Below are 20,788 nucleotides of genomic sequence, written 5' to 3' on the forward strand. Positions count from 1 at the left end.
CACCGCGCTGCCGCCGGCGATCGCGGCCGCCGCCACCACCTCGATCAGGCATCTGAAGCGCTCGCAGGCCGAGCGCGACGCGCAGCAGCGCCAGGCGTCACGCACCAAGCAGGTGCTTGCCGCGGCCGGCCTGCCGGTGATGGAATCGGCCACCCATATCGTGCCGGTGCTGGTCGGCGATCCGGAACTCTGCAAGATGGCCAGCGACCGCCTGCTCGGCGTCCACGGCATTTACATCCAGCCGATCAACTATCCGACGGTGCCGCGCGGCACCGAGCGGCTGCGCATCACGCCGACGCCGTTCCATTCCGACGCGCTGATCGCCGAACTGCAGGACGCGCTGGTCGAGACCTGGGATGCGCTCGGCATCCCCTATGCCACCTCCGGCCGACCTGCGGTCGCCAAGAGCGACCGGATCATTCCGCTGCTGGTGCCGAAGTCAGGCGGCTGAAGCCCGTTTGAAACTCTACTCCGGCGGCCATCTGACCCGGTTTTCTGTGCTTCCGGTGCTCACGGACCTGAATGTCCGCTGCGCTCCGGATCTCGAAAGCTGCACCGGCTGACTCGCCAGAGCGAGTTTCAATTCGGGCTTCATCGTCGGTGTAACTAGATCGTCTTCATCCATTTCGCCAGGCGATGCGCCGCTTCCTCGAGCTGATCGAGGCGGCGGTGGAAGCATAGCCTGAGGAAGGCCTCGCCGCCGGGGCCGAAGGCCGTGCCGGGCGCAAGGCCGACATTGGCATTGTCGACGATGTCGAAGGCGGCGGCGCGGGAATCGGTGATGCCGTCGACGGTGAAGAACAGGTAGAACGCGCCTTGCGGTACGGTGAAGCGCGCCTTGCCGGTCGCACCCAGGATATCGCAGACGAGGTCGCGCGCCGCGCGTGCACGCTCGACTTGGCTCTCGATGAAGCCGTCGCCCTCGTCGAGGGCGGCAACCGCGCCGCGCTGCATGAACTGCGCGACGCCCGAGGTCGAATACTGGATCAGGTTCTCGAACACCTGCTGCAAGGCGGGATGCGTCTTGATCCAGCCGACGCGCCAGCCGGTCATCGCCCAGTTCTTGGAGAAACTGTTGACGAACAGGATGCGGTCTTCGGCCGTGGCGACGTCAAGGAAGGACGGCGCGCGGCCGTGGCCATAGTGGAACAGCGCATAGATTTCGTCGGCAATGATCCAGAGATTGCGGGCGCGGGCCAGATCGAGGATCGCTAGAAGAGTCTCCTCGTCGGCGGTCCAGCCGGTCGGGTTCGACGGGGTATTGATGAACAGCGCTTTCGTGCGCGGGGTGATGGCGGAGGCGATCTTTTCTACATCGCAGGACCAGCCATTGCCGGACTGGTCGAGCGTGACCGCAACCGGGACGGCGCCGGCGACACCGGCGGCGGCAGCGAAATTCGGCCAGGCCGGCGACAGATAGATCACCTCGTCGCCGCTGCCTGCGATCGCGTCGATGGCCAGTTGGATGGCATGCATGCCGGAAGCGGTGACGATGAACTCCTCCTCGGCGACGTGCTTGCCGAAATGCCTGGCGTAATAGCGGGCGAGCGCCTGCCTGAGCTCTGGAACGCCCTTCTGCCAGGTGTAGAAGGTCTCGCCGTTGGCGAGCCCGCGGGCGGCGGCGTCGCTGATGAAGGAAGGCGTCGGCAGGTCACCCTCGCCGGCCCAAAGCGGGATCAGGCCTTCACGCAGGCGGCCGTGGTTGACGACGGCGACAATGCCGCTTTCGGGTGCGGCGCGGGCCTCGGTGCGCAAGGTCTGGATCAGGGTCATGCAAGAATCCGTCCGGTTTTCCATGACTGCTAACGTCTTTTACGAGAGCCGCAAACAGAAAACCCCGGCCGCGAGCGGCCGGGGTTTTGGTCCAGCGTGTCTGTCTTGATATTACTTCCTGGCGAGCAGGTCGCGGATTTCGGTCAGAAGCTGGACGTCCGCCGGCGGCGCGGCAGCGGCAGCAGGCTTCTCGCGCTCCAGCCGCTTGCGCAGATTGTTCACCGCCTTGACCATCAGGAAGATGATGAAGGCAAGGATCAGGAAGTTCAGCACGACGGTGATGAAGCTGCCATAAGCAAAGACCGCCCCCTCTTTCTTGGCGTCGGCCAGCGCGGCTGAATGGACGTTCGAGGACAGTCCAAAGAAATAGTTGTTGAAGTCCAGCCCGCCGAAGATCGCGCCGACGATCGGCATGATGATGTCGTTGACCAGCGAATCGACGATCTTGCCGAAGGCGGCGCCGATGATGACGCCGACGGCCAAGTCCATAACATTGCCCTTGGAAATGAATTCCTGGAATTCTTTCAGCATTCGGCCCTCCTTGCCGCGACAGGCCGCGAGCCGCCTCCCTGCCCTCCGGCGCCGACCCGAAACCACAATAGCAAAAACCCCCAGTTGCAAAACCGGAAAAAGGGCGAAGCCACCGGTTTGTCTTAGGCTGCGTCATCAGCCACATATGCGCCGAAAGCCGCGATGGACTTGGGCTCCAAGCTGTGGTTGCGTCTTAATGACCGGGCGAGGAACCGGTCAGGGAGGAAGTTCGAACCGTGCAAGGCTGGTTCGTCGTCATCATTGCGATCGCCTATGTGACGCTGCTTTTCGCCATTGCGAGCATCGGCGACCGGCGCTCGGTGGCAGCCGGGCTCGGCCGCGCGCGGCCCTTCATCTATGCGCTGAGCCTCGCCATCTACTGCACCTCCTGGACCTTCTTCGGCTCGGTCGGCCTTTCGTCTGAGCGCGGCCTCGAATTCCTCGGCATCTATACCGGCCCGGTGCTGGTCTTCGTGTTCGGCTTCCCGCTGCTCAACCGCATCGTAAAGTTAGCCAAGGGCGAGAAGATCACCTCGATCGCCGATTTCCTCGGCGCCCGCTACGGCAAGAGCTTCATCGTCGCGGCGATCGCGACGCTGATCGCGACGATCGGCGCCGTGCCCTATATGGCACTGCAGCTGAAAGCGATCTCTGGCTCGGTCAGCCTGATGATCGAGCACTATACCGGCTCGCCGCCTTCCTTCGATCCGTTCGTCAGCGACATCTCGTTGGTGGTGGCAATGCTGCTTGCATTGTTTGCCGTTCTCTTCGGCACGCGCCATGCCGACGCCACCGAGCATCAGGACGGGTTGGTGCTGGCGGTGGCCGCGGAGACCGTGGTCAAGCTCGCCGCTTTCCTCGCCATCGGCCTGATGGTGACCTTCCTGATCTTCGGCGGCCCCGGCGACATGCTGGCGACGCTCGCCGCAAATGCCGAGGTGCGCCAGGCCATGGGCTACAACACCTCTTTGGCCACCTGGCTGGTGCTGACGAGCTTGAGCGGCTTTGCCATCCTGATGCTGCCGCGCCAGTTCTACGTCACCATCGTCGAGAACCGCAGCGAGGCCGAGCTGCGCACCGCGACCTGGGTGTTCCCGCTCTACCTGGTGGCGATCAACCTGTTCGTGCTGCCGATCGCCTTTGCCGGCCTGTCGCTGGTCGGCGCCAGGACCAGCAGCGACCTCTATGTGCTGTCGCTGCCACTGTTCAGCGGCCATGACGTACTGGCCATGACCGCTTTCATCGGCGGCCTGTCGGCGGCAACGGCCATGGTCATCGTCGAGAGCGTCGCGCTGTCGATCATGATCTCCAACGACCTCGTCATCCCGCTCTTCGTACGCCGATTGCTCAAGACCACCTCTTCGCAGAACGAGGACTGGTCGACGCTGATCCTCAACGTGCGCCGCGCCTCGATCTTCATCATGCTGTTCATCGCCTTCCTCTACTATCGCGAGAGCACCAACAGCGCGCGGCTGTCCTCGATCGGGTTGATGTCGTTTGCCGCGATCGCCCAATTCGCGCCGGCGCTGATCGGCGGGCTGATCTGGCGCGGCGCCAATGGCCGGGGTGCGGCGCTCGGCATGGTCGCCGGCATTCTGGTGTGGGGCTATACACTGCTGCTCCCCTCGCTCGTGGCTCCAGAGACCGATATCGTCGTCTACGGCCTGTTCGGCTTCGAGGCGCTCCGACCGCAGGCACTGTTCGGCACCGTGGGTGAGCCGCTGAACCACGGTGTGCTGTGGAGCCTGTCGATCAACGCGCTGTTCTTCGTGCTGGGATCGCTGTCCCGCGCGTCCGTGCCATTGGAGCGCATCCAGGCGGCGATCTTCGTGCCGCGCGAAGCCAGCCCGATGCCGAGCCTGCGCCGCTTCCGCACCGCCGTCACCGTCAATGATCTCAAGGACACGATCTCCCGCTATCTCGGCGTCGAGCGCACCGAGCGTTCCTTCCAATCCTTCGAGAAGAACGCGAGCGTCTCCCTGCATGGCAAGGAACAGGCCAGCATGGACGTCATCCGCTTCTCGGAACAACTGCTGGCGAGCGCCGTCGGCTCGTCCTCGGCGCGGCTGATCCTATCGCTGCTGTTCCGCCGCAACGATCGCGACTCCAAGGATGCCTTCCGGCTGCTCGACGACGCCACCGAGGCGCTGCAGCACAATCGCGACCTGTTGCAGATCGCGCTCGACCAGATGGAGCAGGGCATTACCGTCTTCGACCGCGACTTCCGGCTGATCTGCTGGAACCGACAGTACCGGGCGCTGTTCGACCTGCCGGACGAGATGGGCCAAGTCGGCGTCTCGCTCGACCAGATTCTGCGCCACCTTGCCGAGCGCGGCGACATTCCCGCCGACCAGCGGGTGACGATGCTCAACCGGCTGACCAGCTTCGTCAGCCCCTGGCAGATGGAGCTCAAGACCAGCGGCCGGATCCTGGAGCTGCGCTCCAACCCGATGCCGGACGGCGGCATCGTCGCCACCTATGCCGACATTTCCGGCCGCGTCGAGCAGGACCTGGCGCTGAAGCGGGCGAACGAATCGCTGGAGCAGCGGGTCAGGACCCGCACCATCGAACTGACCCGCGTCAACGAGGAACTGGCGCAGGCGCAGATGCTGGCCGAGGAAGCCAATCTCAGCAAGACGCGCTTCCTCGCCGCCGCCGGCCACGACATCCTGCAGCCGCTGAACGCCGCCAGGCTCTACTGCTCCTCGCTGATCGAGAAGGCCGGCAAGGGACCGGCCGGCAAGGCTGCCATCAACATCGAATCCTCGCTGGAATCGGTCGAGACCATCCTCGGCGCGGTGCTCGACATCTCGCGGCTCGACGCCGGGGCGTTGAAGCCCGAGGACACCGCCTTCAGCCTCGGCGGGTTGCTCAGCCAGATCGGCAACGATTTTCGCCCGCTTGCCGCCGAAAAGAGGCTCGGTCTGAAAATCATGCCGTCGTCGCTCGGGGTCATGACCGATCGCAACCTGTTGCGCCGGCTGATCCAGAACCTCGTTTCCAACGCCATCAAATACACGCGCGAGGGCCGCATCCTGGTCGGCGTCAGAAGGCGCGGCGAGCTGGCGGAAATCCAGGTGATCGATACCGGCATCGGCATTGCCGGCGACAAGCTGAACACTGTCTTCCACGAATTCACCCGGCTGGACGAAGGCGCGCGCGAGGCGGAAGGCCTCGGTCTCGGCCTCTCCATCGTCGACCGCATCGCAAGGGTGCTCAGGCTCGAAATCCGCATCTACTCCAATCCGGCCAAGGGCACGCGCTTTTCCGTCATCCTGCCGGTCGCGGCGGTCGCGACGCCGCCGCGTGAGGTTGGCAAAACGCCAGCGCGCGCGGCATCCTCGCTTGCCGGGCTCAATGTGCTCTGCATCGACAATGACGCTCGCATCCTCGACGGCATGCGGCTGCTGCTCGAAGGCTGGGGCTGCAGCGTCGAGACGGCTTCGGGAGCGGGAGACCTTATGCGGCCCGGCGCGGTAAGGCCGGATGTCGTGCTTGCCGACTACCATCTCGACGGCAGCACCGGGCTCGACGCGATTCACAGGCTGCGCGCCGCTTACGGCCAGGACCTGCCTTGCGTATTGGTCACCGCCGACCGTTCCAGCGAGGTGCGCACCGCTGCAGGCAAGCTCGATATTCCGGTGGTCAACAAGCCGCTGAAGCCGGCCGTACTGCGCTCGATGATGGCGCGCGTCAGGGCGCTGGCGCTGGCCGCGGAATAGGGCCAGGCCGGCCACGCCGTTTGCCTCAGCCCTGATGCCCGAGGCTTCTGAGATAGGCGCAGAACATGTCGGCGAGCGCGTCGGCATAGGCTTCGATCTCGGCCGATGTTCGCGGGCTCGCCGAAAAATCCTGCCCGACTGTGCTGAGCGTCGTCATGATGAGCTCGCCAGCCATGGCGCGAGCGGCTTGCGAGGCCTCTGGCAACACCTCGAGCATGAATGCCTCGGCCGTGCGCTCCGCCGAAGCCTTTGCCTCCCGTGCCTCGGGCGCGTCCCTGTAGAGGGGTGCTGCGTCGTTCAGCGCGACACGCACCGCGGCCTCTTCGCATTCGGAGCGGATGAAGGCGTGCACCAGGGTGCGTACCCGTTCGAGCGGCGGCATCTCGACGTCCTCGAGGATGCCGCACAAGAGGTCCGTCGTCTGCCGCCATTCGTCGCTCTGCAGCCGGAACAGAAGTGCCGCCTTGTTGGGGAAATATTGATAGAGCGAGCCGACGCTGACGCCGGCCTTCTCGGCCACGCGCGTGGTGGTGAAACGCTGCGCGCCCTCGCTCGCCAAAACCTGAGTAGCTGCCTGCAAAATCGCCGCGACAAGCTCTGTCGCGCGGGTCTGTTTGGGCTGTTTTCGGGTGGAAATTGAAGGGCTTGGGCGTTGGATCATGGCGGCGCTCGGGAATGCGAATTGGAAACCTGAAGGATTATTCGTATTTTTCGAGACGACACAAGAACGCATTTGTTCCCGACTGGAGACAGCCATGACCACTCTGACCGCAACCCCGCTCGCGCCCCTGCTCACCCGCCTGTTCAAGGAAGCCGCCGCGGCGACCAGCCCGGCGCTGGCCCGGTACTCGAGTGAGGAACGGGCGCGCCTGCTCGGCAGCAAGACCGAATATCTCGATTTCTACGGCAGCCTGAAGGACCTCTGGCTCGCGGTTTCGCCGGAGACCGGCACATTGCTCTACATGCTGGCGCGCAGCACCGGTGCGCGCATCATCGTCGAGTTCGGCACCTCGTTCGGCATCTCGACGCTCTACCTTGCCGCGGCGCTCAGGGACAATGGCGGCGGCCGCCTGATCACGACGGAGTTCGAGCCATCCAAGGTGGTGCGCGCCAAGGCCAATCTCGCCGACGGCGGCCTTCTCGACCTGGTCGAGATCCGCGAAGGCGACGCGCTGGCGACGCTGAGCAAAGACCTGCCCGACCGAATAGACCTTCTGCTGCTCGACGGCGCCAAGGCGCTCTATCCGGAAATCCTCAGCCTGGTCGAGAGCCGGCTCAGGCCCGGCGCGCTGGTCATCGCCGACAATGCCGACTTCTCTCCGGAATATCTGGAGCGGGTGCGCTCGCCGGCAGGCGGCTACATGTCGACGCCGTTCGGCGACGACGTGGAACTGTCGATGCGGCTCGGCTGAGCAAGCCCGCCACATGCAAACCAAGAACTCATGCTGTTCGTCGAGCGGCCGTAGGCGTTAACGTCAGCCAACGCGCAATCCCGGGCCTTCGGGCCCCTGACGCGCAGGTGACATCATGATCATCCCATCCTCCTGGCGCGGGTTGCCGCGCCCGGCGCTGCTCGGCTTGCTCCTGCTCTTCTCTGCAGGTTTCGCAATCGGAACCGCGCTTTATGCGCTCGCCCCGCATTTGCTCCCCTGGGTCGCCGGCATTTCGCTGGTGACCCTCGGTCTTGGAGCCGCAATCGGAAGAACGCAACGCCCTTCAGGTTCGCCCGAGGACAATACCGTGCTGGAGGCAAGTCCGGTCGAAAACTATCGCTGACCTGTTATAGCCTTTCATGCGACCTGCGAACGGCGGAACCGGGGCCGCGGCACCGGCGCGCGGTCAGGCGACCGGCTGCAGCGGGTCGCCGCCGATCTTGGAAAGCTGGATGACCGCCTGGGTGCGGCTGTCGACGCCGAGCTTCTGCAGGATGGCCGAGACATGCGCCTTGATTGTGGCCTCGGAGACACCGAGCTCATAGGCGATCTGCTTGTTGAGCAGGCCTTCGGCCAGCATGCCGAGCACCCGCGTCTGCTGCGGCGTCAGCGCCTGCAGCCGCTTGATCAGGTCCGAGATTTCCGGGTCGCGCTCGACGCCGAGCTCGATGCCGGCTGGTGCCGCAATATCGCCGGCAAGCACGGCCTGCACGGCGCTGCGTATCTCCTCCATGCTTGCCGATTTGGAGATGAAGCCGGAAGCGCCGAGATCGAGCGCGCGGCGGATGGTGATTGGATCATCGTGCGCCGAAACCACCACCAGCGGCACCGAGGAATGGATGCCACGCAACGAGATCAGGCCGGACAGGCCGCTGGCACCCGGCATCGAGAGGTCGAGCAGCACCATGTCGACGTCCTCATTGGCAAGGACCAGCGCCTTGGCACTTTCGAAATCGCCGGCCTCGTGAATGGCGGCGACCTCGCCGATGCCGGCAAGCGCCTCCTTCAGCGCGCCCCGAAACAGCGGATGGTCGTCGGCAATGACGAAGGTGTGGCCCGACGGCAAATATTCCTCCCCGGATCCCATCGCTGATTATGTGCTTCTTGCGGGATCGGAATGATTATGCGGCGGCGCGGCCTGTTTTCAAGCGGCAAAGACCGCGCGCGGGTTTTTCCCCAGAGCGGTTCAATTTTTGAGAGCTCAGGTCTTTTGCGGGCTGGGCTTCGCGCCGCCGTCGCCTTCTTCCTTGTCCATGTCCTTGACGATGTCCATGAAGCTGCGGAAGAAGCGCTCCATGTAGCTCATCGTCTTGTTGAAGTCCTCCTCACTGGGCAGGTTGGACTCGAGCCGGGCGGACGGCGTATTCTCGAGCTTGGCGACGCGCTCGTCCAGCGCCTTGACCGAGCTCTGCAGCCGGTCGATTTCTTCCTGGAAGGCGGCGCGCTCGTCGGCCGCCATCTTGCAGACCAACTGGCCGGAGCGTTCCTCGCAGATCGACATGGCGCCGGTCTGGGTGTCCATACGGACATAACCGTTGCCGGACTTTTCCAGCCGGTAGCGGTCGGTCTCCTGTGAATAGGCCGATGCGGCGACCAGCGAGCAAAGCGCCGCCGGGATCAGCATGTGCTGCAGACGCATGTTGTTTATCCTCCATGAGCCGTTGAGCCAAGAATATCACAGGTTTGCGCCTGAAATGGGGACGAGTGCGGTTTGGTCCTGCAGCAGGTTCTTACAGGAAAACCGCGTGACACTTTTCCGGAACCTGCTTGCCCCCTTTCCCCCATGGTTCGTTCGGACTATAGCGCGACAATGTCTCAGATTATCTACAAGATCGCGCCTGAAGCCATGTGGCGTGAAGCGGAGCGCAACGGCCGCTTCGCCGGAGCGCCGATCGACATTGCCGACGGCTTCATCCATTTCTCCACCGGGAGCCAAGTGCGCGAGTCCGCGGCCAGGCATTTCGCCGGGCAGACGGATCTGCTTCTGATCGCGATCGACCAAGCAAAGCTGGGCGATGCGCTGAAATACGAAGTCTCGCGCGGCGGCGCCTTGTTCCCGCATCTCTATGCTGCGCTCGATCTCGATGCAGTCGTTTCGGTCTGGCCGCTGCCGCTCGGCGCGGACGGCTCGCATCGATTTCCGAAACTGGAGGGCGAATGAGCGTGCTCGACCGGATCGGCCAGAAACTGCTTTTCTCATTCGATCCGGAAACCGCGCATGGCATGTCGATCGCGGCGCTGCGCTGCGGCCTGCCGGTCGCCTCGCCTCCACCGCAGGACGCTCAGCTGAAGGTCAGCCTTTGCGGGCTCGATTTCCCGAACCCGCTCGGCATGGCGGCCGGCTACGACAAGAATGCCGAAGTGCCGGATGCGCTGCTCAAGCTCGGCTTCGGCTTCGCCGAGGTCGGCACGATCACGCCGCTGCCGCAGCCGGGCAACCCGAAGCCGCGCATATTCCGGCTGACCGCGGACGAAGCCGTGATCAATCGGCTCGGCTTCAACAATGAAGGGCACGCAGCCGCCGAAAAGCGTCTCGCGGCGCGCAAGGGACGCCGTGGCATCGTCGGCGTCAACATCGGCGCCAACAAGGACAGCGCCGACCGCATCGGCGACTATGAGCGCGGCGTGACCCGCTTCGCGCCTCATGCCAGCTATCTCACCGTCAATATCTCCTCGCCCAACACGCCCGGTCTGCGCAACATGCAGGCGCGCGAGCAGCTCGGCGAGCTGTTGTCGCGCGTGATGGCGGCGCGCGTGAAAGCGTCGGCGCAGCCGCCGGTCTTCCTCAAGATCGCGCCGGATCTTGTCGAGGCCGAGCTGGAAGACATCGCCGCCGAGGTCGCCGAGAAAAAGATCGACGGCATCATCGTTTCCAACACGACGCTGTCGCGGGCCGGGTTGCGCAGCGCAAGCCTGGCGGGCGAAACCGGCGGACTGTCGGGCAAGCCGCTGTTCGAGCGCTCGACCGCGGTGCTGGCGAAAATGCGCAAGCTGGTAGGCCCGGAAATGGCGATCATCGGTGTCGGCGGCGTCGACTCGGCGGAAACCGCGCTGGAGAAGATCCGCGCCGGCGCGGACTTGGTCCAGCTCTACACCGGGTTGATCTATGCAGGTCCGGCGCTGCCTGGGCGCATCGTTGCCGGCATGGCGCGGTTCGCGGATCGGGAACGGCTCAAATCCATCGGAGAGCTCCGCGACACCGCCTGCGCAAACTGGCATAAACGACTCTGAGGAGCCCCACGAAACCGGGAAGGCAGACAATGGCCGAGGTTCTGAACTCCGTCGTAGATTCGATCGGCGGAACTCCATTGGTCCGGCTCGGAAGGCTGACGGCGCAGGCGGGCGTCAAGGGCAAATCCTCGCCAAGCTGGAATATCTCAACCCGGGCTTTTCCAAGAAGGATCGCGCGGCGCTTGGAATAATCGAGGAAGCCGAACGATCCGGTGCCATCAAACCGGGGCAAACGGTGGTCGAGCTTACCTCCGGAAACATGGGCACGGGCCTCGCGATCGTCTGTGCGGTCAGGGGCTACCCTTTCGTCGCGGTGATGTCGAAGGGCAACTCTGAAGAGCGCGCGCGAATGATGACGGCGCTCGGCGCGGAAGTGATTCTCGTGGACCAACTGCCGGGGTCGGTGCCGGGGCAGGTATCGGGTGGCGATCTGGCGCTTGTCGAGCAGACCGCCAGGGCGGTGACGGCGGAACGAGGCGCATTTCGCGGCGATCAGTTCCACCGCGACGGGAACTGGCTTGCGCATTATCACGGGACCGGACCGGAAATCTGGGACGCCAGCCATGGCGCAGTCGACGCATTCGTCGACTTCGTCGGCTCGGGCGGAACCTATGCGGGGGTAGCGAGGGCGCTCAAGGAACGCGATCCCCTGATCAAGTGCTTCATCGTCGAGCCCAATGGCGCCGCCGCCATCGCTGGAGAACCCATCACCCAATCCGAACATCCCATTCAAGGCGGCGGCTATGCCATGCCGGAACTGGCGTTCCTGAACAACGTCCCGGTCGATGGCTATCTTCAGGTTTCCGGCGATGAGGCACGCCAGGCCACGCGCCTGCTCGCGCGCAGCGAAGGCATCTTCGGCGGCTTCTCCTTCGGAGCGAATGTGGCCGCCGCGCTGAGCCTCCTGCGCGGCGATCAATCAGGCAAGACAATCGCTGTCGTGATTTGCGACTCCGGGCTGAAGTACCTCTCGACCGATCTCTGGAGCTAAGAAACGCCTCAGACGCACGCATCCGGCACTAAAATGCCGTGCGTACCCTGAGCCTTAGCACCGCAACCAAACTCACTCCTCGCACCAACAGGAAGACATGCAACGACGCCCAAAGGCCGTTGTTGCCGAAGGCCGGCGCCAGCGTGATGAGCGCGGCGGAAAAGGCCAGGAAAGACAAGAGCATCATGTTGCGCATGTCGCGCGACCAGGTGGCGCCGATGAAGACGCCGTCCATCTGGAAGGCGAGCACGCCGCTCAGCGCCGTGAAGGCGGCCCAGGGCAGATAGGTGTCGGCGGCCTGGCGCACATCCGCCGAGGTCGTCACCAGCGCCACCAGATTGGCGCCCGCCGTCAGCAGCACCAGGGTCGCAACGCCGGCGAGGCCGAAACCCACATCAGCGTCAGCCGCACGGCCTGCCGGAATGGTGTCGCCGCATGCGCGCCGATGGCGCGGCCGGCCAGTTGCTCGGCGGCGGTGGCGATGCCGTCGAGGAAATAGCCGGCGATCAGGAAGAAGTTCATCAGCACGGCGTTGGCGGCGAGCGTCACCGTGCCGAACTGCGCGCCCTGCCGGGTGAACAGCGCGAAGGCCGCAAGCAGCGAGAAGGAGCGGATCATGATGTCGCGGTTGAGCGACAGCATGCGACGGTAGGCCGGCAAGTCGAGGATACGCCCGCGCGACGGCCGCTTCAGCTTGCGGAAGCGGCTGAGCACGATGGCAAGGCCGAGCAGCATCGCCAGGAATTCGCCGGTGACGGTCGCCCAGGCGACGCCGGCGACGCCCCAGCCAAGCTTGAGGCCGAGCAGGAAACAGAGCGCGATGTTGATGCCGTTGAGCACGGCCTGCAGCATCAGCCGAGCCCGCCCTCGCCGCGCCCCAGCACATAGCCCAATATGGCGTAGTTGACGAGCGAGAAGGGCGCGGCAAGCAGCCTGATGCCGATATAGACCGACATCGCCGCGCTGACGCGCGGCTCGGCGCCCATGAACCACTGGCCGGCAAAGAGCGGCGCAAGTGCTGCAAGCACCACGCCGGCGACGACCGCGATCAGCACGGCGCGCCACGGAACGGCCTGTTCCTCCAGCGGATCGCCGCGCCCGAAAGCCTGGGCGACGAGGCCGGTGGTGCCGGAACGCAGGAAGTTGAAGGTGGTGAAGACGACGTCGAACACCAGCGCGCCCGCGGCCAGGCCGCCGAGCAAGGCGGCGTCGCCGAACTGGCCGACCACCGCCGTGTCGACGATGCCGAGCAGCGGCGTCGTCAGATAGGCAAGCGTCATCGGCACCGCGATCGCCAGCACCGAGCGATTGGTGACGATGAAGGATCTGACGTTGGCCCGGGTCGCATCCAAAGGGACTGCTGCCTTGCTGCTTGATCGAACCGCCGATGTGCCCCAGTTTGCCGCTGCCGCGCAATCGCCATCCAGTGGCGGCCAACCGAATTCCCAGACTGGTGCAGAAAGACTGGCGCAGGCCGCCCCCATCATGCCTTTGCAGATCGTCCACCACCCCGACTATGACGCCGGTTTTGCCGTCAACCATCGCTTTCCAATGAGCAAATATCCGCTGCTGATGGAGGCCTTGCGCGCCCGCGGGCTGGCCATACCGGAAGCGCTTTCGATGCCGGAACCAGCGCCGGCGAAGTGGCTAAAACTCGCGCATGCGGCCGACTATGTCGACCAGGTGCTCGCATGCGAAGTGCCCGAAAGAATAGAGCGCGAGATCGGCTTCCCGGTCGGCCGGCGCGTGTCGCTGAGGGCGCAGCTTGCCACCGCGGGCACGGTGCTGGCGGCGCGGCTGGCGCTGAAACACGGCATTGCCTGCAACGCCGCCGGCGGCAGCCATCATGCCCGGCGCGCGCAGGGCGCCGGCTTCTGCACCTTCAACGATGTGGCGGTCGCCTCGCTGGCGCTGCTTGCGGAGCGTGCCGTCGAAAACGTCCTGGTCGTCGATCTCGACGTGCATCAGGGCGACGGCACGGCGGACATCCTGAAGGATGAACCTCGCGCCTTCACCTTCTCCATGCATGGCGATCGCAATTACCCGGCGCGCAAGATCGCCTCCGATCTCGATATCGCCTTGCCCGACGGCACCGGCGATGCCGCCTATCTCGACCGACTCCGCGCCATTCTGCCGGAGCTCTCCACAAGACGGCGCTGGGACATCGTCTTCTACAATGCCGGCGTGGACGTCCATGCCGAGGACCGACTTGGCCGGCTGGCGCTCTCCGATAACGGCCTGCGCGCCCGCGACGAGATGGTGATCAATCATTTCCGCACAGCCGGCATTCCGCTGTGCGGCGTCATCGGCGGCGGCTATTCGACCGACGTGCCGGCGCTTGCCGCACGCCACGCCATCCTGTTCGAGGCGGCAGCCCGCTGTGCGTGACGCGTCGAGGCTACTTCCTGTAACTGGCAATCCTGAGCAGGATGAAGGCCGGGACGACGATCGCCGCGCCGAGCAGGATATAGCCCAGGAAGCGGTCGACGGCGTGGAAGCCGAGATTCCACAAATCGATGAAAAACTGGCGGATGCCATAGAGCACGTCCATCGGGCTCCAGCCGAAGGCGTGCATGACGAGGCCGACGAGGAAGGAAACCACCAGCAGCTTCACGAGCACCCTGAGTGGCGTATCGCCGAGAAAGCGTGTCAGTGCGGACAAGACCGTTCTCCGGTTCGAGCTGCCCCGATTCGGCAGCATGGCCCCAGAAATACGCATTCGGTCGACCAGCATCAAGCAGTGCAACTGTGTGCGGGCCGCCGCGCCGCGTCGAGGAAAGCGTACTGTCGGCCAGGTGGCGCAGGCATCGAAACATATCCGGGTCTCGCTACAAGAGCCGATTGCTTGAGACCCCGCCATCATGGTAACGAGGCTGCTGCGCGGGTATGATGTAATGGTAGCTTGTCAGCTTCCCAAGCTGAACGCGCGGGTTCGATTCCCGCTACCCGCTCCACCTTGCCATGCAGGGTTTGAGCCAGACTTCACCAGCGGCCAAATGCGCAGTTTTATACCTGGGTTTACGCGACCGATTCCCGGTCGGTTGCCGGGACTGCGGCGTGGAGTTGCATTGGGAACTTGAGGCCGGGCCTATGCGCAAGGGTGGAGCCGGCGGTTTTGCAAATAAAGCCGCTGGGTCTTGCACACCAGCGCAAGACCCAGCCTGCGAATTCACCCGGCAGGCGCCGGGTACGTGGTTGCTATCGGCTCAGAGATAGAAGCTGATCCAGACGCGACGGCGCCAGCAGCGGACATGGCGCCGGCCATAGCGCCAGTAACGGCGGCAGACCCTTCTCCAAACCCGCCGGCGGCGACGGCGGTAATAGCGATCGCGGTAGTAGCGACGGCGGCGGTAGTAGTACTGAACCGGCTGCAGCAGATCTTCCTGGTCATCCTCCTCGTAGATGGCCGGATCCGGCTTGTCCAATTCATCGAGAATCCCGTTGCCTTTGGGGATGCCGGCAACCGCCTTGGCTGGTCCGGCCAGGCTTGCAAGCGCTGCCGCCCCCGCAACGCCAAGCATTCCAGTCAGAAACAACCGACGTTCCATCGAAACCTCCCGAGCTGTTTAGCATCCGCGGCTCGTCCCTCACCCGAAACAGGCTCCAGCGAACCGCCGATCGGTTTGAACGTACAAGTAGCATTCTCGTTCCATTACCCCACTTCGCGCAAAATGAAGTCGTGCAGCATCTTGGCGGCGGGCGAGAGCACGCGGTTCTTGACCGTGATCAAGCTGTAGGGCCTGACCTCGATGTCGAATTCGGTCTGCACGACGTCGATCGCTCCCGCCAGCCCGTCGGCGCTCTGGATGAACCTAGCCACCTGGACCGAAACGGGGGCGATGGCGTCGGATTGCGCCACCATCACCAGCGTCAAGAGCAGCGAGGAGGTGTTGAGGATGCGGTCGGGAAGCGGGATGTTGCGGTTCAGGAAATTGCTTTCCATCGCCTGGCGCAGCGGCGAGCCGCCGGACTGGAAGACCCAGTCATGGGCAGCCGTTTCCTCCAGGCCGACCATCTTGCCGCTGGCAAGCGGATGGCCGCGGCGCACGATCAGGCAAGCCTTCTCGATGCCGATGACGCGCGATTCGAACAGGCGCGGATTGAGGTCGTCGGGAATGCGGGCGATGATGAAGTCATGGCGCGAGGCGATCAGCTCGCGGGCGAGCACGTTGGACGTCTCGACCTGCATGGTGATCTCGATGCGCGGGTAGATGCGGCGGATCTCGCGAATCGCGGGTACGGCAAGCTCGATCGCCGGCGCGGTCACCGCGCCAAGGAACACCGAGCCGCCCTTGCCGGCCTTGAGCTCCGAAATCTCGCGGTCGGCTTCGCGCATCTCGAGCAGGATGGAGCGGGCGCGCCTGGCGAGCGCCTGGCCGTAGGGGGTCAGCGTGATACCGCGCGGCAGCCGCTCGCACAACTTCACGTCGAGCACCGCCTCCATCTCGGCGATCATGCGCGAGGCGGCCGGCTGGGAGATGTTCATGACCTGGGCAGCGGCGCTCACCCGTCCGTGATCGTCGAGGGCGGCGATCATGCGCATGTGGCGCAGGCTCAAGCCGCTGCGCAGAAGCGTCTCGCCGTCTCCGGGAAGCTTTTCGTAACTTACTGAAATTGCATCAGGATCACGTAGTGCCGCCATGATTTCCCAGCCGCTCCGCCAGTGTTTCGCCGTACGCTTAACCATACCAGTTTCGGTATAGCAATCATCAAAGATCGCATTTGACAGTTATGTCAAAGGGACACACCCTTCGCGCGTTCCGAGGCGCAAGGATCGGCAACGAGCAAAATCGTATTGATTGAAACTGCGCCGCGGGACCGATTGGGAGGATACCGGAGATCGATAAAGTCGACAGTGGCGCGCCAGCGCTCCTGTCCGACTGCGCGGCCCGCGAAGCCCCGAGGTGTCGCGTCCATCAACCAGGGAGAGTAATGTGAAGATCATCAAGACATTGGCCGCCGTGGCGGCCCTTGGCATCGCGGCTATGACGCTGCCGGCGCATGCAGGCGAAGGCCTCGTCGGCGTGCTGATGCCGACCAAGACCTCGCAGCGCTGGATCAACGACGGCGACGCCGTCAAGTCCCAGCTCGAAGCGCTCGGCTACACGGTCGACCTGCAGTATGCGCAGGACGATATCCCGAACCAGCTCAGCCAGCTGGAAAACGAAATCACCAAGGGCCCGAAGGCGCTGATCATCGCTTCGATCGACGGCACCACCATGGCCGATGCGCTGCAGAAGGCCAACGATGCCGGCGTGGTCACCGTCGCGTATGACCGCCTGATCAAGAAGACCCCGAATGTCGACTACTACACCACTTTCGACAATTTCGGCGTCGGCGTCATCCAGGCGAATTCCCTGGTCAAGGGCCTCAAGGACCGCTTCCCGAACACCAAGCCGTGGAACGTCGAGCTGTTCGGCGGCTCGCCCGACGACAACAACGCCTTCTTCTTCTACAATGGCGCGATGTCGGTCCTGCAGCCGCTGATCGACGACGGCTCGATCAAGATCAAGTCCGGCCAGATGGGCATGGACAAGGTCGGCACGCTGCGCTGGCTCGCCGCCACCGCCCAGGCGCGCATGGACAACCTGCTCTCGGCCAACTATTCGGACGGCAGCCGCGTCGATGGCGTTCTGTCGCCCTATGACGGACTGTCGCGCGGCATCACCGCCTCGCTGCGCGCCGTCGGTTACGGCACGGACGCTCAGCCCTGGCCGATCGTGACCGGTCAGGACGCCGAGACCGCCTCGGTGAAGCTGATCATCTCGGGCGAGCAGTACTCGACCGTGTTCAAGGACACCCGCGAATTGGCCAAGGCCACCGTGCAGCTGGTCGACAAGGTGCTTTCCGGCGGCAAGCCCGACGGCCTCGACGACAAGACCTACAACAACGACGTCAAGGTCGTTCCCTCGATCCTTTTGACGCCGCATGAGGTCGACAAGTCGAACTACCAGGCGCAGGTCGTCGAGTCCGGCTACATCAAGGCCGACGAGCTGAAGTAATCCGGTTTGAAAAACGAGGGGTCCTGCGCGACGCAGGGCCCCTTTTCGTTCAGAAGCGACCCCGGTATTGTTTTTGCCGGCTTCTGCAGCGCCCTGCGCCGTCCCGGCACAAGGGAAGGTGTAGTATGTTGATTTCGCGCAATCACGCCTTCCGGAAACGGAAGGCATGCGCCAGGGAGTGGAATTCCTGATGACCTCGACGATTTTGGAGATGCGCGACATCACCAAGACGTTTCCCGGCGTCAAGGCGCTGTCGAACGTTAACCTCAGCGTCGAGGAAGGTGAGATCCACGCCATCGTCGGCGAGAACGGCGCCGGCAAATCGACGCTCATGAAGGTGCTGTCGGGAGTCTATCCGTCCGGCACCTATGAAGGCGAGATCGTCTTTCGCGGTCAGGAATGCCACTTCAAGGGTATTCATGACAGCGAGCATATCGGCATCGTCATCATCCACCAGGAGCTTGCCCTGGTGCCTATGCTGTCGATCGCGGAAAACATCTTCCTCGGCAACGAGCACGCCACCTATGGCGTCATCGACTGGAACGCCAACGAGAAGCGCACCGGCGCCCTGCTCAAGAAAGTCGGTCTCAAGGAAGACCCCAAGACGCTGATCACCAATATCGGCGTCGGCAAGCAGCAGCTGGTCGAGATCGCCAAGGCGCTCAGCAAGGAAGTGAAGCTCTTGATCCTCGACGAGCCGACCGCCTCGCTGAGCGAGAAGGACAGCCAGGCGCTGCTCGATCTCCTGCTCGAGTTCAAGCGGCAGGGCATGACCTCTATCCTGATCTCGCATAAGCTCAACGAAGTGAACCGCGTCGCCGACAAGGTGACCGTGATCCGCGACGGACGCACCATCGAGACCCTGCCCAGGAAGGACATCAGCGAGGACCGTATCATCACCTCGATGGTCGGCCGCTCGCTCGACGACCGCTATCCGCCGCGCGAGCCGCAGATCGGCGAGGTCATCTTCGAGGTCAAGGACTGGTCGGTCTACCATCCGATCCACGCCGAGCGGCAGGTCATCAAGAACATCAACCTCAACGTGCGCAAGGGCGAGGTGGTCGGCATCGCCGGGCTGATGGGCGCCGGCCGCACCGAATTCGCGATGAGCCTTTTCGGCCGCTCCTATGGCCGGCACATCACCGGCGAGGTGTCGCTCCACGGCAAGCCGATCGATCTCTCGTCGGTGAGCAAGGCGGTGGAGAACCGCATCGCCTATGTCACCGAGGACCGCAAGACCTACGGCCTCAACCTCATCGATCACATCAAGCACAATGTGACCTTAGCCAACCTGGGCGGTGTCTCCAGCCGCGGCGTCATCGACGACATGCGCGAGATGAGCGTCGCCAACGACTATCGCAAGAAGACCAACATCCGCGCTTCCAGCGTCTATCAGCTGACCGGCAATCTCTCGGGCGGCAACCAGCAGAAGGTGGTGCTGTCGAAATGGCTGTTCGCCGATCCGGAAGTGCTGATCCTCGACGAACCGACGCGCGGCATTGACGTCGGCGCCAAATACGAAATCTATACGATCATCGCGCGCCTCGCCGCTGAAGGCAAAGCGATCATCGTCATCTCGTCGGAAATGCCGGAACTGCTCGGCATCACCGACCGCATCTATGTCATGAACGAGGGGCGTATCGTCGGCGAAATGGCGGCAAGCGACGCCAGCCAGGAAAAAATCATGCGCGCCATCGTTCGGGGAGAAGGAAAAAAAGCATCATGAGCACAGACAGCGCTCCCGCACCGCAAAGCGGCGTCGCCGAAGACGTCAAACAGGGTCCGCGCATCGCCGTCTCGGCGCTGACGACAAACCTGCGCGAATACGGCCTGATCATCGCGCTGATCGTCATCATGCTGTTCTTCCAGTACACGACGTCAGGAACCCTGTTCAAACCGGTCAACCTCAGCAACCTGGTGCAGCAGAACTCGTTCATCATCGTGATGGCGCTTGGCATGCTGCTGGTGATCGTCGCCGGCTACATCGATCTCAGCGTGGGGTCGGTCGCCGGCTTCATCGGCGCACTCGCCGCGATGATGATGGTCATCTGGCCGCTCGGGATATTCAGCAATCCGCTCGTGGTTTCGATCGTCTGCCTGATCGTGGGCGCCCTTATCGGCGCGGCGCAAGGCTATTGGATCGCCTACCACCGGATACCGAGCTTCATCGTGACGCTGGCGGGCATGCTGATCTTCCGCGGCATCTGCCAGGCGCTGCTTGGCGGCGGCTCTTCAGTCGGGCCGCTTCCCGCCAGCTTCAAGGCGCTAAGCTCCGGCTTCATCCCGGACGTCATCGGCCCGCTGATGCTGATCCCGCCGACGGTGAATGCCGCCGGCAAGACCATCGTCGGCAGCGGCCTTACGCTGCATATGACGACGGTGGTGCTGGGCGTCGTCGCGGTGCTCGCCTACGCCTATTTCGGCCTGAGGGCCCGCCGCAAGCGTGAGCGCCATGGCTACGAGGCCGAGCCTTTCCCGCTGTTCGTCATCAAGACGCTGGTGGGCAGCGCGCTGGCGCTGTTCCTGGTGTTCCAGTTCGCGAGCTACAGGGGCCTGCCGGTGGTGCTGCTGGTGATGGGCGTGCTGATCTCGATGTTCGTCTTCGTCACCAAGCGCATGACCATCGGCCGCCGCATCTATGCGATGGGCGGCAACGCCAAGGCGGCACAGCTGTCGGGCATCAATACCGAAAGGCTGACGCTTCTGGTGTTCATCAACATGGGCGTGTTGTCGGCGCTCGGCGGCCTGATCATCGCGGCGCGCCTCGGCCAGGCCGTGCCGGCCGCCGGTCTCGGCAGCGAGCTCGATGTGATCGCGGCCGTCTTCATCGGCGGCGCCTCGGCTATGGGCGGTGTCGGACAGGTTATCGGCGCCGTGGTCGGCGGCTTCATCATGGGCGTGATGAACAACGGCATGTCGATCATGGGCGTCAATGTCGACTGGCAGCAGGTGGTCAAGGGCCTGGTGCTGCTCGGCGCCGTCATCTTCGACGTCTACAACAAGAACAAGGCCTGACAGGCTAGCGAGGAAAGCAGGAGGCATACGGGTCCAGATCGCGAGGCTGCCGGCTGTCTGCCGGCGCCAAGAAGTCCCCGAAGGACCGGG

General features: G+C 64.0%; 19 protein-coding genes, 1 tRNA gene and 1 pseudogene. 12 read left to right on the top strand and 9 right to left on the bottom strand.

The genetic code is table 11. The annotated features are described in order from the left end of the window. On the top strand, nucleotides 1-451 hold a 451-nt coding region (locus RFM40_RS25230; protein WP_320278517.1), incomplete at its 5' end, for an aminotransferase class I/II-fold pyridoxal phosphate-dependent enzyme. A 155-nt stretch (nucleotides 452-606) separates the two neighbouring features. On the opposite strand, the gene RFM40_RS25235 is transcribed toward RFM40_RS25230, so the two are convergent. Further along, the gene (locus RFM40_RS25235) at nucleotides 607-1,773 is read right to left on the bottom strand and encodes a pyridoxal phosphate-dependent aminotransferase (RefSeq protein WP_320228701.1); all 1,167 of its coding nucleotides are present in this window, start codon (nucleotides 1,771-1,773) and stop codon (nucleotides 607-609) included. Between the two features lie 111 nt (nucleotides 1,774-1,884). After that, nucleotides 1,885-2,304 (bottom strand): large conductance mechanosensitive channel protein MscL, encoded by a 420-nt coding sequence (mscL, locus tag RFM40_RS25240; RefSeq protein WP_320228702.1) that lies wholly within the window; start codon nucleotides 2,302-2,304, stop codon nucleotides 1,885-1,887. A 236-nt stretch (nucleotides 2,305-2,540) separates the two neighbouring features. Between mscL and RFM40_RS25245 the strand changes: the two genes are divergently transcribed. Beyond that, a complete protein-coding gene (locus RFM40_RS25245) occupies nucleotides 2,541-6,026 on the top strand; it encodes a PAS domain-containing hybrid sensor histidine kinase/response regulator (RefSeq protein ID WP_320278518.1) in 3,486 nt (1,161 codons plus the stop codon). A gap of 25 nt (nucleotides 6,027-6,051) precedes the next feature. On the opposite strand, the gene RFM40_RS25250 is transcribed toward RFM40_RS25245, so the two are convergent. Next, nucleotides 6,052-6,687, bottom strand: a complete 636-nt coding sequence (locus tag RFM40_RS25250) for a TetR/AcrR family transcriptional regulator (protein WP_320228704.1) — start codon at nucleotides 6,685-6,687, stop codon at nucleotides 6,052-6,054. A 94-nt stretch (nucleotides 6,688-6,781) separates the two neighbouring features. Here RFM40_RS25250 and RFM40_RS25255 point away from each other — a divergent pair, with 94 nt between their 5' ends. Together RFM40_RS25255 and RFM40_RS25260 are read left to right on the top strand one after the other, a co-directional pair. Further along, nucleotides 6,782-7,438 carry an O-methyltransferase gene (locus RFM40_RS25255; RefSeq protein ID WP_320278519.1) on the top strand — a complete coding sequence of 219 codons (657 nt, stop codon included), beginning with the start codon at nucleotides 6,782-6,784 and terminating at the stop codon, nucleotides 7,436-7,438. Between the two features lie 115 nt (nucleotides 7,439-7,553). After that, a complete protein-coding gene (locus RFM40_RS25260; RefSeq protein ID WP_320228706.1) occupies nucleotides 7,554-7,802 on the top strand; it encodes a hypothetical protein in 249 nt (82 codons plus the stop codon). A gap of 63 nt (nucleotides 7,803-7,865) precedes the next feature. On the opposite strand, the gene RFM40_RS25265 is transcribed toward RFM40_RS25260, so the two are convergent. Together RFM40_RS25265 and RFM40_RS25270 are read right to left on the bottom strand one after the other, a co-directional pair. Next, entirely contained in the window at nucleotides 7,866-8,525 is a 660-nt protein-coding gene (locus RFM40_RS25265; RefSeq protein ID WP_320228707.1) for a response regulator transcription factor, read from the bottom strand. A 135-nt stretch (nucleotides 8,526-8,660) separates the two neighbouring features. After that, nucleotides 8,661-9,098 carry a hypothetical protein gene (locus RFM40_RS25270; protein ID WP_320228709.1) on the bottom strand — a complete coding sequence of 146 codons (438 nt, stop codon included), beginning with the start codon at nucleotides 9,096-9,098 and terminating at the stop codon, nucleotides 8,661-8,663. A gap of 171 nt (nucleotides 9,099-9,269) precedes the next feature. Here RFM40_RS25270 and RFM40_RS25275 point away from each other — a divergent pair, with 171 nt between their 5' ends. From RFM40_RS25275 to RFM40_RS25285, 3 genes are read left to right on the top strand one after another with little or no spacing between them, the layout of a single operon-like run. Continuing rightward, complete coding sequence (locus tag RFM40_RS25275) at nucleotides 9,270-9,620, top strand: DUF952 domain-containing protein (protein WP_320278520.1); 351 nt, start codon at nucleotides 9,270-9,272, stop codon at nucleotides 9,618-9,620. Continuing rightward, entirely contained in the window at nucleotides 9,617-10,690 is a 1,074-nt protein-coding gene (locus RFM40_RS25280) for a quinone-dependent dihydroorotate dehydrogenase (RefSeq protein WP_320278521.1), read from the top strand. The genes RFM40_RS25275 and RFM40_RS25280 overlap by 4 nt, the downstream gene beginning before the upstream one ends. Continuing rightward, nucleotides 10,596-11,681 carry a PLP-dependent cysteine synthase family protein gene (locus RFM40_RS25285; protein WP_320278537.1) on the top strand — a complete coding sequence of 362 codons (1,086 nt, stop codon included), beginning with the start codon at nucleotides 10,596-10,598 and terminating at the stop codon, nucleotides 11,679-11,681. Before RFM40_RS25280 ends, RFM40_RS25285 begins: the two co-directional genes overlap by 95 nt. 28 nt (nucleotides 11,682-11,709) lie before the next feature. Here the strand turns inward: RFM40_RS25285 and RFM40_RS25290 are convergent. After that, nucleotides 11,710-12,961 (bottom strand): annotated as a pseudogene (locus RFM40_RS25290) (MATE family efflux transporter). 205 nt (nucleotides 12,962-13,166) lie between these two features. Here RFM40_RS25290 and RFM40_RS25295 point away from each other — a divergent pair. Continuing rightward, the gene (locus tag RFM40_RS25295; RefSeq protein WP_320228714.1) at nucleotides 13,167-14,069 is read left to right on the top strand and encodes a histone deacetylase family protein; all 903 of its coding nucleotides are present in this window, start codon (nucleotides 13,167-13,169) and stop codon (nucleotides 14,067-14,069) included. A gap of 10 nt (nucleotides 14,070-14,079) precedes the next feature. Here the strand turns inward: RFM40_RS25295 and RFM40_RS25300 are convergent, their stop codons facing one another. Beyond that, nucleotides 14,080-14,343 (bottom strand): DUF6460 domain-containing protein, encoded by a 264-nt coding sequence (locus tag RFM40_RS25300; protein WP_126096252.1) that lies wholly within the window; start codon nucleotides 14,341-14,343, stop codon nucleotides 14,080-14,082. Between the two features lie 218 nt (nucleotides 14,344-14,561). On the opposite strand from RFM40_RS25300, the gene RFM40_RS25305 reads away from it, so the two are divergent. Then, nucleotides 14,562-14,635, top strand: a tRNA-Gly gene (locus tag RFM40_RS25305). A 252-nt stretch (nucleotides 14,636-14,887) separates the two neighbouring features. Here the strand turns inward: RFM40_RS25305 and RFM40_RS25310 are convergent. Together RFM40_RS25310 and RFM40_RS25315 are read right to left on the bottom strand one after the other, a co-directional pair. Next, nucleotides 14,888-15,229 (bottom strand): protamine-2 (modular protein), encoded by a 342-nt coding sequence (locus tag RFM40_RS25310; RefSeq protein ID WP_320228717.1) that lies wholly within the window; start codon nucleotides 15,227-15,229, stop codon nucleotides 14,888-14,890. Nucleotides 15,230-15,333: 104 nt separating this feature from the next. Beyond that, nucleotides 15,334-16,323 carry a LysR family transcriptional regulator gene (locus RFM40_RS25315; RefSeq protein WP_320228718.1) on the bottom strand — a complete coding sequence of 330 codons (990 nt, stop codon included), beginning with the start codon at nucleotides 16,321-16,323 and terminating at the stop codon, nucleotides 15,334-15,336. Nucleotides 16,324-16,615: 292 nt separating this feature from the next. Here RFM40_RS25315 and chvE point away from each other — a divergent pair, with 292 nt between their 5' ends. The 3 genes from chvE (at nucleotide 16,616) to mmsB (ending at nucleotide 20,698) form a co-directional block, all read left to right on the top strand. Further along, the gene (chvE, locus tag RFM40_RS25320; RefSeq protein WP_320278522.1) at nucleotides 16,616-17,683 is read left to right on the top strand and encodes a multiple monosaccharide ABC transporter substrate-binding protein; all 1,068 of its coding nucleotides are present in this window, start codon (nucleotides 16,616-16,618) and stop codon (nucleotides 17,681-17,683) included. Between the two features lie 190 nt (nucleotides 17,684-17,873). Next, the gene (gene mmsA / locus RFM40_RS25325) at nucleotides 17,874-19,409 is read left to right on the top strand and encodes a multiple monosaccharide ABC transporter ATP-binding protein (RefSeq protein ID WP_320218919.1); all 1,536 of its coding nucleotides are present in this window, start codon (nucleotides 17,874-17,876) and stop codon (nucleotides 19,407-19,409) included. Then, on the top strand, nucleotides 19,406-20,698 hold the full coding sequence (gene mmsB / locus RFM40_RS25330; protein ID WP_320228721.1) for a multiple monosaccharide ABC transporter permease: 1,293 nt from the start codon (nucleotides 19,406-19,408) through the stop codon (nucleotides 20,696-20,698). Before mmsA ends, mmsB begins: the two co-directional genes overlap by 4 nt. Nucleotides 20,699-20,788: the final 90 nt, after the last annotated feature.

This window comes from Mesorhizobium captivum (assembly GCF_033977165.1).
GTDB classification, from domain to species: domain Bacteria; phylum Pseudomonadota; class Alphaproteobacteria; order Rhizobiales; family Rhizobiaceae; genus Mesorhizobium; species Mesorhizobium captivum.